We start from the raw sequence: 15308 nt of genomic DNA, 5'->3' as shown, positions 1-15308 counted from the left end.
CCCCCGCCCCCCCCCCCCCCCCCCCCCCCCCCCCCCCCCCCCCCCCCCCCCCCCCCACCCCCCCCCCCCCCCCCCCCCCCCCCCCCCCCCACCCCCCCCCCCCCCCCCCCCCCCCCCCCCCCCCCCGGGCGCTCCGGCGTCTCGGTCACACCGGTCCGGCGACCACCGTGACGCGCTTGGTGAGGGCCACACCCGAACCGTCCCGGCGCGGGTCCTTCGGCGGGAGGTCCGCCGGAGCGCCCGTGGAGGTGGCGGCCCGGGCGGGGGCGCCGCCGGCCCAGGCGAGCAGCAGCATGTCCTCACCCTTCAGGAAGCGCTGGCAGCGCACACCGCCGGTCGCCCGTCCCTTGCGCGGGTACTGGTCGAAGGGCGTGAGCTTGGCCGTACCCTCCTCGGCCCCGGCGAGCGCCTCGCGGGTCCCGGCGAGGGTGAAGACCACGGCGTCCGCCGAGGGGTCGACGGCGGTGAAGGAGATCACCTTCGCGCCCTCCGTCAGTTTGATGCCGGCCATGCCGCCGGCCGCCCGGCCCTGCGGACGCACCTGGCCCGCCGGGTAGCGCAGCAGCTGCGCGTCGTCGGTGATGAAGACCAGATCCTCCTCACCGGTGCGCAGCTCGACGGCGCCGACGACGCGGTCGCCCTCCTTGAGTGAGATGACCTCCAGGCCGTCCTTGTTGGCCGGGTAGTCCGGCACGACGCGTTTGACCACGCCCTGCTCGGTGCCGAGCGCCAGGCCGGGTGAGGACTCGTCCAGGGTGGTCAGGCAGAGCACCTGCTCGTCCTGCTCCAGCGACAGGAACTCCGTGAGCGGCGCTCCGCCGGACAGGTTCGGCGCGCCGGAGCTCTCCGGCAGGATCGGCAGGTCGATCACGGCGAGCCGCAGCAGGCGCCCGGTGGAGGTCACCACACCGATGTCGGCCCGCGCCGTGGTCGGGATCGCCGAGACGATCACGTCGTGCTTGACCCGCTTGCCGTCGGCCGGGGTCGAGGCCTCGCCGTTCGCCGTACGGGCCAGCAGCCCGGTGGAGGAGAGCAGCACGCGGCACGGGTCGTCGGCGACCTCCAGCGGGACCGCCGCGACGGGGGCCGCGCCCGGCTCCATCAGCACGGTGCGGCGCTCGGTGGCGTACTTCTTGGCGACCGCCGCCAGCTCGGCGCTGACCAGCTTGCGCAGCTCGGCGTCGGACTCCAGGATCCGGGTCAGCTCCTCGATCTCCGCCATCAGCCTGTCCCTCTCGGACTCCAGTTCCATCCGGTCGAAGCGGGTCAGCCGGCGCAGCGGGGTGTCCAGGATGTACTGGGTCTGGATCTCCGACAGCGCGAAGCGCTCGATGAGGCGTTCCTTGGCCTGGGCGGCGTTGTCGCTGGAGCGGATGATCGAGATGACCTCGTCGATGTCGACCAGGGCGACCAGCAGGCCCTCCACCAGGTGGAGACGGTCCCGGCGCTTGCCGCGGCGGAACTCGCTGCGTCGCCGGACGACCTCGAAGCGATGGTCGAGGTAGACCTCCAGCAGCTCCTTCAGGCCCAGCGTGAGCGGCTGGCCGTCGACCAGCGCCACGTTGTTGATCCCGAAGGACTCCTCCATGGGCGTCAGCTTGTAGAGCTGCTCCAGGACGGCCTCGGGGTGGAAGCCGTTCTTCACCTCGATGACCAGCCGCAGTCCGTGCTCGCGGTCGGTGAGGTCCTTGACGTCCGCGACGCCCTGCAGCTTCTTCGAGCCGACCAGGTCCTTGATCTTGGAGATGACCTTCTCCGGCCCGACCGAGAACGGCAGCTCGGTCACGACCAGGCCCTTGCGGCGGGCCGTCACGTCCTCCGTCGACACCGTGGCGCGGATCTTGAAGGTTCCGCGGCCGGTCTCGTACGCGTCCCGGATGCCGTCCAGGCCCACGATCCGGCCGCCGGTCGGCAGGTCCGGGCCGGGGACGTGGCGCATCAGCGCCTCGAGATCCGCGTTCGGGTAGCGGATCAGGTGGCGGGCGGCGGCGATGACCTCGCCGAGGTTGTGCGGCGGCATGTTGGTCGCCATGCCGACCGCGATGCCGGAGGCGCCGTTGACCAGCAGATTCGGATAGGCGGCCGGGAGGGTCACCGGCTCCTGCTCCTGGCCGTCGTAGTTCGGCGCGAAGTCGACCGTGTCCTCGTCGATCGACTCGACCATCAGCATCGCGGCGGGAGCGGTACGGCACTCCGTGTAACGCATCGCGGCCGGAGGGTCGTCGTTGCCGAGCGAGCCGAAGTTGCCGTGGCCGTCGACCAGCGGCACGCGCATCGAGAACGGCTGGGCCATGCGCACCAGCGCGTCGTAGATCGAGGCGTCGCCGTGCGGGTGGAGCTTGCCCATCACCTCGCCGACGACGCGGGCGCACTTCACGAAGCCCCGCTCGGGACGCAGCCCCATCTCGTTCATCTGGTACACGATCCGCCGGTGCACCGGCTTGAGCCCGTCGCGGGCGTCGGGGAGCGCGCGCGAGTAGATGACCGAGTAGGCGTACTCGAGGAAGGACCCCTGCATCTCGTCGACGACGTCGATGTCGAGGATGCGCTCCTCGAAATCGTCCGGCGGCGGGGTCTTCGTGGTGCGGCGGGCCATCAGGGCGCTGCTCCTTCGGCTGGACCTCATGGGAAAGGACAAGGGACTGACGCGGACCATTGTGGACCGCCGCACCGACAGTCCGGACCACCCCCCGGCCGCTACGCGGTGGCGACGGGAACTTCGCGGGCCCTTCGTCCGCTGCCTAGAGTGGCAGGTCTCAGCACAAAACAACGAGTACGCGACCGGAAGGACAGCTTGCCCATGGGTCACACGGCCACGCCGGAGGCAGATTCCGGCGGCCTCACCGCGACCGAGTACCGCCTGGCCAACGGCCTGCGCGTCGTGCTCTCCGAGGACCACCTCACCCCGGTCGCCGCGGTCTGCCTCTGGTACGACGTCGGTTCCCGCCACGAGGTGAAGGGCCGCACCGGACTCGCCCACCTCTTCGAGCACTTGATGTTCCAGGGTTCGGCGAACGTCAAGGGCAACGGCCACTTCGAACTGGTCCAGTCCGCCGGCGGCTCCCTCAACGGCACCACCAGTTTCGAGCGCACCAACTACTTCGAGACCATGCCGGCCCACCAGTTGGAGCTCGCGCTGTGGCTCGAGGCCGACCGCATGGGCAGCCTGCTGTCCGCGCTGGACCTGGAGAGCCTGGACAACCAGCGCGACGTGGTCAAGAACGAGCGCCGCCAGCGGTACGACAACGTTCCCTACGGCACCGCCTTCGAGCGGCTGACGGCGATGGCGTACCCCGACGGCCACCCGTACCACCACACCCCCATCGGTTCCATGGCGGACCTGGACGCGGCCTCCCTGGAGGACGCGCGCGCCTTCTTCCGGACGTACTACGCGCCGAACAACGCCGTCCTCGCGGTCGTCGGCGACATCGACCCGGAGCAGACGCTGGCCTGGATCGAGAAGTACTTCGGCACCATCCCGTCCCACGACGGCAAGCCGGCGCCCCGCGACGGTTCACTCCCCGGGGTGATGGGCGGGCAGCTGCGCGAGGTCGTCGAGGAGGACGTCCCCTCGCGCGCGCTGATGGCCGCCTACCGGCTGCCGCACGACGGCACCCGCGAGGCCGACGCCGCCGACCTGGCGCTGACCGTGCTCGGCGGCGGTGAGTCCTCGCGCCTGCACAACCGCCTGGTCCGCCGGGACCGCAGCGCCGTCGCGGCCGGGTTCGGCCTGCTGCGGCTGGCCGGGGCGCCGTCGCTCGGCTGGCTCGACGTGAAGACGTCCAGTGGCGTCGAGGTGCCCGCCGTCGAGGCGGCCGTCGACGAGGAACTGGCCCGCTTCGCCGAGGAGGGGCCGACCGCGGAGGAGATGGAGCGGGCGCAGGCCCAGCTCGAGCGCGAGTGGCTGGACCGGCTCGCCACGGTGGGCGGCCGCGCCGACGAACTGTGCCGCTACGCCGTGCTGTTCGGCGACCCGCAGCTGGCGCTGACGGCCGTCGGGCGCATCCTGGACATCACCGCCGACGAGGTGCGCGCGGTCGCCGCCGCCACCCTGCGGCCCGACAACCGCGCCGTGCTGGTCTACGAGCCCACGGGCTCCGCTGCCGGCGAGGGCTCCGACGAGGACGAGGAGGGCGCGGACCAGTGACCGACGTCCAGACCACCATGACGTTCCACCCGCGGCCGCAGCCGGGGCAGCCGAGGCCCTGGGACTTCCCGGTCCCCGAGCGCTCCACGCTGCCCAATGGACTGACGGTGCTGAGCAGCCGGCGGCCCGGGCAGAAGGTCGTCGCCGTGGAGGTGCTGCTCGCGGCGCCGCTCGACGCCGAGCCCGAGGGGCTGGACGGCGTCGCCACGATCATGGCGCGGGCGCTGTCCGAGGGCACCGACAAGCACACCGCCGAGGAGTTCGCCGCCGAGTTGGAGCGCTGCGGGGCCACCCTGGACGCCCACGCCGACCACCCGGGCGTCCGGGTCTCTTTGGAGGTGCCCGCCTCCCGCCTCGACAAGGCCCTCGGGCTGCTCGCCGACGCGCTGCGCGCCCCGGCGTTCCCGGACGGCGAGATCGAGCGGCTGGTGCGCAACCGCCTCGACGAGATCCCGCACGAGCTGGCCAACCCCGCGCGGCGCGCCGCCATGGCGCTGTCCAAGGAGCTCTTCCCCGCGGAACTGCGCTGCTCCCGGCCGCGCCAGGGCACCGAGGAGACGGTCGCGCGCATCGACGCGGCCGCCGTCCGCGCCTTCTACGACGCGCACGTCCGGCCGTCCACCTCGACGGCCGTCGTGGTCGGCGACCTCACCGGGATCGATCTGGAGTCGCTGCTGGAGAGCACGCTGGGGGAGTGGAGCGGCAAGCCCGCCGAGCGCCGCCCGCTGCCCGCGATCACCGCGGACGACGCCGCGCGCGTCGTGATCGTCGACCGGCCCGGGTCCGTCCAGACCCAGGTGCTCATCGGCCGCGCCGGGGCGGACCGCCACGACCCGGTGTGGGCCGCCCAGGTGCTCGGCACGTACTGCCTCGGCGGCACGCTGACCTCGCGCCTGGACCGCGTCCTGCGCGAGGAGAAGGGCTACACCTACGGTGTCCGGGCCTTCGGGCAGGTGCTGCTCTCCACGCCGGAAGGCACCGGCGTCTCGCTGCTCGGCATCACCGGGTCCGTGGCGACCGACGTCACCGCGCCCGCGCTGGCCGACACCTGGCAGGTGCTGCGCACCCTGGCGGCGCAGGGCCTGACCGACGAGGAGCGCGACGCCGCCGTGCAGAACCTGGTGGGCGTCGCCCCGCTGCGCTACGAGACCGCCTCGGCGGTGGCCGGCACCTACGCCGACCAGGTCGAGCAGTCCCTGCCGGACGACTTCCAGGCGCGGCTCTACGAGCGCCTGGCCGCCACCGGCACGGTCGAGGCGACGGCCGCGGCCGTCAACGCCTTCCCGCTGGACCGGCTCGTGGTCGTCCTGGTCGGCGACGCCTCCGTCATCGCGGACCCGGTCCGCGAGCTGGGCATCGGCCCGGTCGAGGTCGTCACGGGCAACTGACGGACCTGCCAGCCGCGGCCCCGGGCGCCCTCGCGGCGCCCGGGGCCGCGGCGCGCCCGTACCCGTTCAGCGGGCCAGCCGGGCCGTCGCCACGTTGATGCGCGTGCCGCACGGAACGCGTCCGCCGGCTCCGGTCAGGCCCGCGACCCGGTCCAGGAAAAGGGCGCGCAGCTCCGCGGTCCGCTCCTCGTCCAGCGCCTCCATGTCGTAGAAGACCCCGGTGAGGCTCGACCAGACCTCCTCCGGTGTCCCGTCCATGCCGATGACGACCGTCTCCCAGGACAGTGGCGCGAAACCGAGCGGCGCGAGGAGCCCGTCGAGCCCCTCCCGGGTCCGTGTCCTGCGGTCGCCCAGCCGCGGGATGCGCCGCTCCGGCGCCGCCGCCCAGAACGGCCGAGCCACGTCCAGGAAGAGCTCCACGGCCTCGCCGGGGACGGGCCCGCCGCCGACGGCGACCGCGAAGGTGCCGCCCGGTGCGAGCACCCGCGCCGCCTCGGCAGCCACCTGGTCGGGGTCCGCCATCAGCATCAGGGCCATGTGGCTGACCACGGCGTCGAACGAGGCGTCGGCGAAGGGCAGCTCCTGGGCACGGCCCTGCCGCAGGACGGCGCCGGCCAGCCCGGGCCGACGGCGGGCGAGGGTGAGCTCGCCCTCCGACAGGTCGACGCCGCCGTTTCGGCGCCGCGCCCGGCGAGCAGTTCCAGCAGGGCGCCGTCCGCGCAGCCGAGGTCCAGGACCCGCCGGGCGCCCGCGACGCGCTCGGCCAGCACCTCGTAACCGGTCCGGCCGTCGCGGGTGGGGGCGGCCTCGGTCCCCTTCGACTGCAGGCCGGGCATCCGGTCGTGGAAGGCGCGCAGGAAGTCCTCGGCGGCGCGGGCGGCGTCGGTGACCGCCGCTGGTGTCGTGGTCATCCCGTGACCGTACGCACAAGGCGCCGCCGCCGGGCCCGGACGGCCACGCCGCTCCTGTGGCAGCGGTCACATGACTGCCTCGCGCGGTCGCCGCCGGGCCGGCGCTTCGCGAGAACGCTCCCCGAGGGCGCTGCTGCCTCCCGGGGAGCCGGCCTCCGAGGAGCGTGAGGAGCGGGATGAGGCGGCATTGCGGACGGTTGCGACCGGTTGTGATCGGTTGACGTCCGGTGTGGCATGTCGCACACATCGCCGGATTTTTTTGGAGTCGGGAGCAACGCCCGGATAACGTCCTCGGGTTGCCCGGCGGAAGCAGCCGCCTCCCGCGGCACCGGAGCAACGATCGCCGAGTCCCCGTCGGGCGTGAGCCTGGGGAGCCGGGGACCCACCTGTGTCGTCCCTGGGGTGAATCGGGCGGCCCGCGCCGTCCGTAGGAGACCTTCCTGCTCCGAACCCGTCAGCTAACCCGGTAGGCGAGAAGGAAGGAAAGGATTCCGCCTGCCCATGGCGTCGATCTCCATACGCTCCGCCCTGGCCGGCGCCGCCGCGCTGACCACCGCCACCACCGGTGCGTTCGTCGGGCCCGCCGCGGCCGCCGACGCCGGGACCGAGGGTTCGGCCTTCGCCCGCTGCGCCGCTGTCGCCGGGGACCTCGCCACCCAGCTCGCCGACCAGGCGTCGGCCCAGCACCGGGCCGCCGTGGTCGCGCAGAAGCGCCACGACGCCCAGGTCGTACAGGCCGAGCGGGCCGCTCGCGTGCGGGCTGCCAAGGAGGCCGCGGCCAAGGCGGCACGGGAGCGCGCCGCGCGGCACGCGTCGCGCAGCGCCGCGTCGGGCCGCGGCACCCTTGGCGGCTGGATGCTGCCGGTCGCCGGAGCTATCGGCACCCCCTATCACGCGGCCAGCGGCCTGTGGTCCTCCGGCCACCACACCGGCGTGGACTTCGTGGTCCCCGTCGGCACTCCCGTGCACGCCGCCGGTGCGGGCACCGTCGTCGAGGCCGGCTGGGGCGGCTCGTACGGCAACAACGTCGTCATCCGCCACGCGGACGGCATGTACACCCAGTACGGCCACCTTTCGTCGCTGCGCGTGTCCGTGGGCCAGCGGGTCTTCGCGGGCCAGCAGATCGGCCTGTCGGGCGCCACCGGCAACGTCACCGGGCCGCACCTGCACTTCGAGGCCCGCAGGGCCCCGTCCTACGGTTCCGACGTGGATCCGCTGGCGTATCTGCGCTCCAAGGGCGTCCGCATCTGAGCCATCCCCCTCCCCCCACACGAAGGCCCCGGTTCCCCCGCCGGGGCCTTCGCCATACCGGTTCCGCCGGCCGCCGATGTGTCCAAAAATACGCCATGAATTCAGGGCGGCCATCGGTACCGGCGCCGTTCTGGAATAGAGTCTCGGCAGAAAGGCCGACTCCGCCGTTGCACGGGGATTAAGGGACGTCGGCGCGCACCGAAAGGAACCTGCGATATGGGGTCGGACGTGAACGGGACCGGCGGTGCAAGCCCCCGGATTTCGACCCGGACGGTGTGTACGGCGATCCGTGAGGACATCGTCAGCGGGTTCTTCGCACCGGGGAGCCGGCTGACCGAGGAGCAGTTGGCCAAGCGCTACGGGGTGTCCCGGGTGCCGGTGCGCGAGGCGCTGCGCACCCTGGAGTCCGAGGGCTTCGTGCAGACCCGCCGGCACGCCGGGGCGTCCGTCGCCGAGCCGACCGAGCAGGAGGCCGCCGACCTGCTGGACATCCGGGCCCTGCTGGAGCCGCTGGGCGTCGCGCGAGCGGCGCAGCGGCGTACCGAATCGCATGTGAAGGTGCTGCGCGGACTCGTCCGGCTGGGGCAGGAGCGTGCGCTGCGGCGGCAGTTGTCGGATCTGCCCGCGCTGGACGGCTGGTTCCACGAGACGCTGGCCCAGGCCTCCGGCAGCCCTACCCTGGTGGCGCTGCTGACCCAGCTGCGGCACAAGATCGCCTGGGTGTACGCGGTGGACAACCCAGGGCGCGCCGTGGAGTCGTGGGAGGAGCACGGCGCGCTCGTGGACGCCGTGGCGCGTGGCGACGCCGAGCGGGCCCGGCGGCTGACGGCGGCCCATGTGGAGCGGGCCGCGGCGGAGCACCGGCTGCGGCGTCCGCAGAGCACGGGCCGCGGCGCCGCGGCCCGGTGAGGAATCGGAAACACGCCGTACACACTTCGAGCGGCCGGATTTAACAGAAGTGCCGTATAAGAATCGGAGAATGGCGCCCGAATGCTTTCCTGCGTATGGCGGCGTGCGCTGCGCGGAATGTGAACACCAAGACGGAGAGGCGGCCCGGGGGAAATTCAGTCGAATTTCCCCCGGGCCGCCTCGGGTGCCGTATGCCGTCGCCCGCGCGAGGTGTCAGACGGTCTCGGGAAGCTCGTCCAGCCCTTCGGAGACGAGCTTGGCCAGGCTGTCCAGGGCGGTGTCCGCGCCATCGGCGTCGGAAGCGAGCACGACCTCCTCGCCGCCGGCCACACCCAGGCTCAGTACGGCGAGCATCGAGGCGGCGTTGACGGGGGCGCCGTCCGCCTTCGCGATGGTGACGGGCACGCCCAGGGCGGTGGCCGCGCGGACGAAGATCGAAGCAGGACGTGCGTGCAGGCCCTCGGCCCAGCCGACGGTGACGCGGCGCTCAGCCATGGTGTTGCCCTTCGGATCGTTCCTAGGAGGTCTAGACCAGTCTGCCATGTCTCGGACACCGGTCCGTCCTCTCATCGTCGCACCCGTCCCGCGGCGAACGGGGGCCCGTACGCTGGGGCCATGACGACGCCGTCCGACGCGCAGCGCGACTACCCGGTCCACTGGGAGGCGGACGTGGTCCTGCGCGACGGTGGGGCCGCCCACGTCCGGCCCATCGCGCCGGACGACGCGGAACGGCTGGTGAGCTTCTACGAGAAGGTCTCGGACGAGTCCAAGTACTACCGCTTCTTCGCGCCCTACCCCCGGCTCTCCGACCGGGACGTGCACCGTTTCACCCACCACGACTACCGCGACCGCGTCGGCCTGGCGGCCCTGGTCGGCGGCGAGTTCATCGCGACCGTGCGCTACGACCGCACCGACGACGGCGAGGCCGAGGTGGCCTTCCTGGTCCAGGACGCGCACCAGGGCCGCGGCGTGGCCTCCGCACTGCTGGAGCACATCGCCGCGGTGGCCCGGGAGCGGGGCATCCGCCGCTTCGTCGCCGAAGTCCTCCCGGCCAACCAGAAGATGATCAAGGTCTTCACCGACGCGGGCTACACCCAGCAGCGCAGCTTCACCGACGGCGTCGTCCGGCTCGAACTCGACCTCGAGCCCACCGAGCGGTCCCTCGCCGTCATGCGCGCCCGCGAGCAGCGGGCCGAGGCCCGCTCGGTGCAGCGACTGCTCGCCCCCGCCTCGGTCGCCGTCATCGGCGCCGGCCGCAGGCCCGGCGGTGTGGGCCGGGGAGTGCTCCGCAACATCGTCGCGGGCGGCTACACCGGCCGCGTCCATGCCGTGAACCGCTCCTTCCTCCAGGACCTGCGCACGCTCGAACCCGAAGGCGTCCCCGCCCACCGCTCCGTCGCCGAGATTGCCGACCGTGTCGACCTCGCAGTGATCGCCGTCCCGGCGGACGAGGTCGCCGAGGTGGTCGACGCCTGCGGGCGGCACGGCGTCCTCGGCCTGCTGGTGATCTCCTCCGGCTACGCCGAGTCCGGCGCCGAGGGCCGCCGCAGGCAGCGCGCCCTGGTACGGCAGGCCCTCGCGTACGGCATGCGCGTCATCGGCCCCAACGCGTTCGGCGTCCTCAACTCCGCCGAGGACGTCCAGCTCAACGCCTCCCTGTCGCCGCAGACCCCGGGCGCCGGCCGGCTCGGGCTGTTCACCCAGTCCGGAGCCATCGGCATCGCGCTGCTGGCCGGGCTGCGCCGGCGCGGAGCCGGGCTGTCGTCGTTCGTCTCGGCGGGCAACCGGGCGGACGTCTCGGGCAACGACATCCTGCAGTTCTGGTACGACGACCCGGCCACCGACGTCGCCCTGCTCCACCTCGAGACCCTCGGCAACCCGCGCAAGTTCTACCGGCTCGCCCGGCGTACCGCCGCCGTCAAGCCGGTCGTCGTGGTCAAGGGCGCACGGCACTCGGAGGCCGCCCCGCCCGGACACGCGGTGCCCCCCGCCCGCATCCCCGACAGCACCGTCTCCGCCCTGCTGCGGCAGGCCGGCGTCATCCGCACCGACACCGTCACCGAGCTGCTCGACACCGGGCTGCTCCTGTCGTGCCGGCCGCTGCCCGCGGGACCCCGCGTCGCGATCCTCGGCAACTCCGAGTCGCTCGGCCTGCTCACCTACGACGCATGCCTCACCGCGGGCCTGGAACCCGGCCGCCCCCTCGACCTGACCACCGCCGCCGCCCCCGAGGACTTCCGGACCGCTCTCGCGGCGGCCCTCGCCGACCCCGCGCACGACGCCGTCGTGGTCACCGCCATCCCGCGCGTCGGCTCGGAACTCGTCGAGGTGCCCGCGAGCAGCGACGACCCGGAGCTGGCCGAAGCCCTCCGCGCCGCCGCGGACGGGGCCGGTACCGGCAAGCCCGTCGTGGTCGTCCACACCGCGCTGGAGGCCATGGCCACCCGGCTCGCGGCCGTCCGCGTCCCCGCCTACGGCGCCGCCGAGCGCGCGGTGAAGGCACTGGCCGCGGCCGTCGGCTACGCACGGTGGCGCAGGGACACCCGCGTCCCCGGCAGGGTGCCGGAGTTCGAGGACGTCGACGAGGCGGGCGCACGACGGGACGTCACGCGGCTGCTCGGCGAGGCCGAGAGGACGTCGCGCGCCGCCCGCGCGCCCGACGAGGCCGGCGCGCTTGCCACCGCCACCGGGGAGCGGGAGCAGGACGAGGCCGCGGAGCCCACCGCCACCCACGGCGTCACGCTCGACGACCGCGCGGCCGCCGAGCTGCTCGCCCGCTACGGCATCCCGGTGCGGCCCGCGCTGCCGGCTCCCGGGATCGACGCGGCCCTGGAGGCCGCCGGCCGGCTCGGCTACCCGGTGGCCCTCAAGACCACCGCGCCCCACCTGCGGCACCGCGCCGACCTCGGCGGCGTACGCCTGGACATCGCCGACCCCGAGGACCTCGTCCGCGCCTTCGGGGAGCTGACCGCCCGGCTGGGCACCCCGCAGGAGCTGTGCCCGGTCGTGCAGGCCATGGCACCGCGCGGCGTCGACACCGTCGTACGCGCCACCGTCGACCCCGCCGCGGGCGCCGTGCTCTCCTTCGGCATCGCCGGCGCCCCCTCCGAACTCCTCGACGACATGGCGCACCGGCTGGTCCCGGCCACCGACCGGGACGTCGCCGAGCTCGTCCGCTCCATCAGGGCCGCCCCGCTGCTGTTCGGCTGGCGCGGTGCGGAGCCGGTGGACACCGGTGCCCTCGAAGAACTGCTGCTCCGGGTGTCACTGCTGGTAGACGACCTGCCCGAGGTGGTCGGCGTCGAGCTCGAACCGGTCGTGGTCGCCCCCGCCGGCCTCACCGTGCTCGGCGGCTCCGTACGTCTCGCCCGGCCCCCGGCCCGCACGGACCTCGGGCCTCGGGCACTGTCGTCCTTCTGAACACATGCTCCGCATTAGGATGGTCGCCATGGCGAAGACCGGTACGACGACCCAGGGGCTGCGCGCGGCCATCGAACGCAGTGGCTACTACCCCGCCCTTGTGGCCGAGGCCGTGGAGGCCGCCGTCGGCGGGGAGCCGGTCGCGTCGTACCTGGTCCACCAGGAGACCACCTTCGACGCGAACGAGGTCCGCCGACATGTCACCGTCCTGGTCCTGACCAGTACCCGCTTCATCGTCAGCCACACCGACGAGCAGAGCGCCGACGACACCTCGCCGAGCCCCTACGCCACCACCTCCTCGGAGTCGGTCAAGCTCGAGCGGATCTCGTCGGTCGTGCTGAGCCGGGTGGTCGCCAACCCCGAGTCGTACACCCCGGGCACCCTGCCCCGCGAGGTCGTGCTGACCATCGGCTGGGGCGCGGTGAGCCGCATCGACCTCGAGCCCGCCGCCTGCGGAGACCCCAACTGCGAGGCCGACCACGGCTACACCGGCTCCTCCACCGCCGACGACCTCAGCCTGCGGGTGAGCGAGGCGGGCGACGGCCCCGAGACCGTCCGCCAGGCCCTGGCCTTCGCGCAGGCGCTCTCCGAGGCGACCGCGGGCGCGGCCTCCTGATGGTCCATCCCGCCCCGTCCTACGAACCGCTGGATCCGTACGCCGCGCCCGCCCCCCGCTACGGCGACGGCGCGCTGAGCGACCTGCTGCCCGCGGTAGCCGCCGGGCTCGGCGTCCCCGGTGTCCCACGGACGGCCCTCGACCTCGCGCCCGCCGACCGGGTGTGCGTGTTCCTCGTCGACGGCATGGGGTGGGAACTGATCCGCCGCCATTCCGATGAGGCGCCGTTCCTCACCTCCCTGATGGCCGGCTCGGCCGCCGGCAGCGGCCGGCCGATCACCGCGGGCTTCCCCTCCACCACCGCGACCTCGCTCGCCTCCGTCGGCACCGGCCTGCCGCCCGGCGTGCACGGCCTGGCCGGCTACACCGTGCTGAACCCGGACACCGGCGAGCTGATGAACCAGCTGCGTTGGCAGCCGTGGACCTCACCTGCCGACTGGCAGCCGCACCCCACCGTCTTCCGGCTCGCCCAGGAGGCCGGGATCGAGACCTGCCAGGTCACCTCGCCCACGTTCGAGCACACCCCGCTGACCAAGATCGCCCTCAGCGGCGGCACCTTCCACGGGCGGCTCACCGGCGAGGAACGCATGGACCTCACCGCCGAGCGGCTCGCCGCGGCCGACCGGGCGCTGGTCTACACGTACTACAGCGAGCTGGACTCCATGGGCCACCGCCACGGTGTCGACTCCGACGCCTGGCGCGGCCAGCTGATGACGGCCGACCGGCTGGTCCAGCGGCTCGCCGAGCAACTCCCGCCGCGCAGCGCCCTCTATGTCACCGCCGACCACGGCATGATCGACATCCCCTTCGACCCGGAGTCGCGGATCGACTTCGACGAGGACTGGGAGCTGCGCGCCGGTGTCGCCGTCCTCGGCGGCGAGGCCCGCGCCCGCCACGTCTACGCGGTGCCGGGCGCCGCGGCCGACGTCCACGCCGTCTGGAGCGAGGTGCTCGGAGAGCAGATGTGGGTGGCCTCCCGCGAGGAGGCGATCGCGGCGGGCTGGTTCGGCCCCGTCGTGGAGGACCGGGTGCGCGGCCGTATCGGCGACGTCGTCGCCGTCGCCCGGGACGACATCGCGATCGTCGCCACACGCACCGAGCCGGGGGAGTCCACCATGGTGGGTCTGCACGGCTCCATGACCCCCGTGGAGCAGTTGGTGCCGCTGCTCGAAGTCCGCACCTGACGCATCGCGCCCGTACCGCCCCTTCCGACCCGCCCACCGCCCGCCCGAAAGGCCGCCGCCTCCTCATGCCTGAGCTCGTGTTCTTCTCCGGAACGATGGACTGCGGGAAGAGCACCCTCGCCCTGCAGATCGAGCACAACCGCTCGGCGCGCGGACTGGAGGGCCTGATCTTCACCCGCAACGACCGTGCGGGCGAAGGCGTCCTGTCCTCCCGGCTCGGCCTGGAGACCAAGGCCGTCGAGGCGGCCGACGACTTCGACTTCTACGGCTACCTCGTCACGCACCTGTCCGCCGGGGCCCGCGCCGACTACGTCATCGTCGACGAGGCCCAGTTCTTCACCCCCGACCAGATCGACCAACTCGCGCGCATCGTCGACGACCTGCGGCTTGACGTCTTCGCCTTCGGGATCACCACCGACTTCCGCACCAAGCTCTTCCCGGGCTCCCAGCGGCTGGTGGAGATGGCCGACCGGATCGAGGTGCTCCAGGTCGAGGCCCTGTGCTGGTGCGGCGCCCGGGCCACGCACAACGCCCGTACGGTGGACGGGAAGATGGTCGTCGAGGGCGAGCAGGTCGTCGTCGGCGACGTCAACCGCCCCGGCACGGCGATCGGCTACGAGGTGCTCTGCCGCCGCCACCACATCCGGCGGATGACAGCGGCCGCGGCGCGTGCGGCGGCCATCTCCCCGGACGTCCTGCCGGTCGACTGACCGGCGCGGTGCCCGCACACCTTCGCCGGTTGCAGGGTGGGTGACGAAAAGGGAGAGGGGTGGCTCCCTCCGGCCGCGGTACGGTTCCGTCATGTCCCGATCAGCCGATGGCGCCCTCTCCCAGCCCCCCGTCACCGCGGACGACCTCGACCTTGCCGTGCAGCTCGCCCTGGCGGTCCTGCGCGCGGCGCCCCCGGCCGCGTGGGAAGGCAAGGCCGGTGGCCTGGAATGGGACTGCTGGGAAACCGCCGAGCACCTCAGCGACGATCTCTTCGCCTACGCCGTGCAACTGGGCCCCAGAACGCCGCCCTTGGACGGCGATGTGCCCTTCGTGTGGGAGAGCCGACGTCCCGGCGGCCCGGCGAACGCCGTTCACGCGAACCGCGAGGCGGGGCCGGCCGGTCTGCTGCAGGTCCTGGAAGCGAGCGGCGCGCTGCTCGTCGCGATGGTGCGCACGACGCCTCCGCAGACCCGTGCTCACCACGTCTTCGGCGTCTCGGATCCCGAGGGTTTCGCCGCGATGGGGGTCGTGGAGACCCTGGTGCACGCGTATGACCTGGCACAAGGGCTCGGCCTCGCATGGAGCCCGCCCGCCGGTCTGTGCTCCCGGGTGCTCGCTCGGCTGTTCCCGCACGCACCGTCGTCCGCGGCTCCCTGGCCCACCCTCCTATGGGCCACCGGACGCTCCGAACTGCCCGGACACCCCCGTCTCACCACCTGGCGCTGGGACGGCACCCCCCGGGGATAGACGCGGGCGTCTCGCCGCAGGGGC

Annotated in this window: 12 protein-coding genes and 1 riboswitch; of the genes, 9 read left to right on the top strand and 3 right to left on the bottom strand. The window is 73.3% G+C overall.

Going from position 1 to position 15308, the window contains the following annotated elements; all coding sequences use genetic code 11:
• Positions 1-145 precede the first annotated feature (145 nt).
• Positions 146-2596 carry a DNA gyrase/topoisomerase IV subunit A gene (locus tag AC3ET4_RS24680; protein ID WP_431952997.1) on the bottom strand — a complete coding sequence of 817 codons (2451 nt, stop codon included), beginning with the start codon at positions 2594-2596 and terminating at the stop codon, positions 146-148.
• Positions 2597-2800: 204 nt separating this feature from the next.
• Here AC3ET4_RS24680 and AC3ET4_RS24675 point away from each other — a divergent pair, with 204 nt between their 5' ends.
• Together AC3ET4_RS24675 and AC3ET4_RS24670 are read left to right on the top strand one after the other, a co-directional pair.
• A complete protein-coding gene (locus AC3ET4_RS24675) occupies positions 2801-4147 on the top strand; it encodes a M16 family metallopeptidase (protein WP_431952995.1) in 1347 nt (448 codons plus the stop codon).
• 17 nt (positions 4148-4164) lie between these two features.
• Positions 4165-5535, top strand: a complete 1371-nt coding sequence (locus AC3ET4_RS24670) for a M16 family metallopeptidase (RefSeq protein WP_431953001.1) — start codon at positions 4165-4167, stop codon at positions 5533-5535.
• Positions 5536-5601: 66 nt separating this feature from the next.
• Here AC3ET4_RS24670 and AC3ET4_RS24665 read toward each other — a convergent pair whose 3' ends face one another.
• Complete coding sequence (locus AC3ET4_RS24665) at positions 5602-6693, bottom strand: class I SAM-dependent methyltransferase (protein WP_431952993.1); 1092 nt, start codon at positions 6691-6693, stop codon at positions 5602-5604.
• Positions 6694-6777: 84 nt separating this feature from the next.
• Positions 6778-6933: riboswitch (cyclic di-AMP (ydaO/yuaA leader) on the top strand.
• 14 nt (positions 6934-6947) lie between these two features.
• Here AC3ET4_RS24665 and AC3ET4_RS24660 point away from each other — a divergent pair.
• On the top strand, positions 6948-7697 hold the full coding sequence (locus tag AC3ET4_RS24660) for a M23 family metallopeptidase (RefSeq protein WP_431952991.1): 750 nt from the start codon (positions 6948-6950) through the stop codon (positions 7695-7697).
• Positions 7698-7913: 216 nt separating this feature from the next.
• On the top strand, positions 7914-8606 hold the full coding sequence (locus tag AC3ET4_RS24655) for a GntR family transcriptional regulator (RefSeq protein ID WP_431952989.1): 693 nt from the start codon (positions 7914-7916) through the stop codon (positions 8604-8606).
• Positions 8607-8819: 213 nt separating this feature from the next.
• Here the strand turns inward: AC3ET4_RS24655 and AC3ET4_RS24650 are convergent, their stop codons facing one another.
• Positions 8820-9101: an HPr family phosphocarrier protein gene (locus AC3ET4_RS24650; protein ID WP_431952987.1), complete on the bottom strand. Its 282-nt coding sequence runs from the start codon at positions 9099-9101 to the stop codon at positions 8820-8822.
• A 120-nt stretch (positions 9102-9221) separates the two neighbouring features.
• On the opposite strand from AC3ET4_RS24650, the gene AC3ET4_RS24645 reads away from it, so the two are divergent.
• The 5 genes from AC3ET4_RS24645 (at position 9222) to AC3ET4_RS24625 (ending at position 15284) form a co-directional block, all read left to right on the top strand.
• The gene (locus AC3ET4_RS24645) at positions 9222-12026 is read left to right on the top strand and encodes a bifunctional acetate--CoA ligase family protein/GNAT family N-acetyltransferase (protein ID WP_431952985.1); all 2805 of its coding nucleotides are present in this window, start codon (positions 9222-9224) and stop codon (positions 12024-12026) included.
• 28 nt (positions 12027-12054) lie between these two features.
• Positions 12055-12642, top strand: coding sequence for a DUF5998 family protein (locus tag AC3ET4_RS24640; RefSeq protein WP_431952983.1), 588 nt, complete (start codon positions 12055-12057; stop codon positions 12640-12642).
• Positions 12642-13826, top strand: a complete 1185-nt coding sequence (locus AC3ET4_RS24635) for an alkaline phosphatase family protein (protein WP_431952981.1) — start codon at positions 12642-12644, stop codon at positions 13824-13826. Before AC3ET4_RS24640 ends, AC3ET4_RS24635 begins: the two co-directional genes overlap by 1 nt.
• 65 nt (positions 13827-13891) lie before the next feature.
• Positions 13892-14536: a thymidine kinase gene (locus AC3ET4_RS24630; RefSeq protein ID WP_431952979.1), complete on the top strand. Its 645-nt coding sequence runs from the start codon at positions 13892-13894 to the stop codon at positions 14534-14536.
• Positions 14537-14627: 91 nt separating this feature from the next.
• Positions 14628-15284, top strand: coding sequence for a maleylpyruvate isomerase N-terminal domain-containing protein (locus AC3ET4_RS24625; RefSeq protein ID WP_431952977.1), 657 nt, complete (start codon positions 14628-14630; stop codon positions 15282-15284).
• The last annotated feature ends 24 nt before the right edge of the window (positions 15285-15308 follow it).

The sequence above is a fragment of the Actinacidiphila sp. bgisy167 genome (genome assembly GCF_057707665.1).
This window is presented reverse-complemented; position numbering and strand designations above follow the sequence as displayed.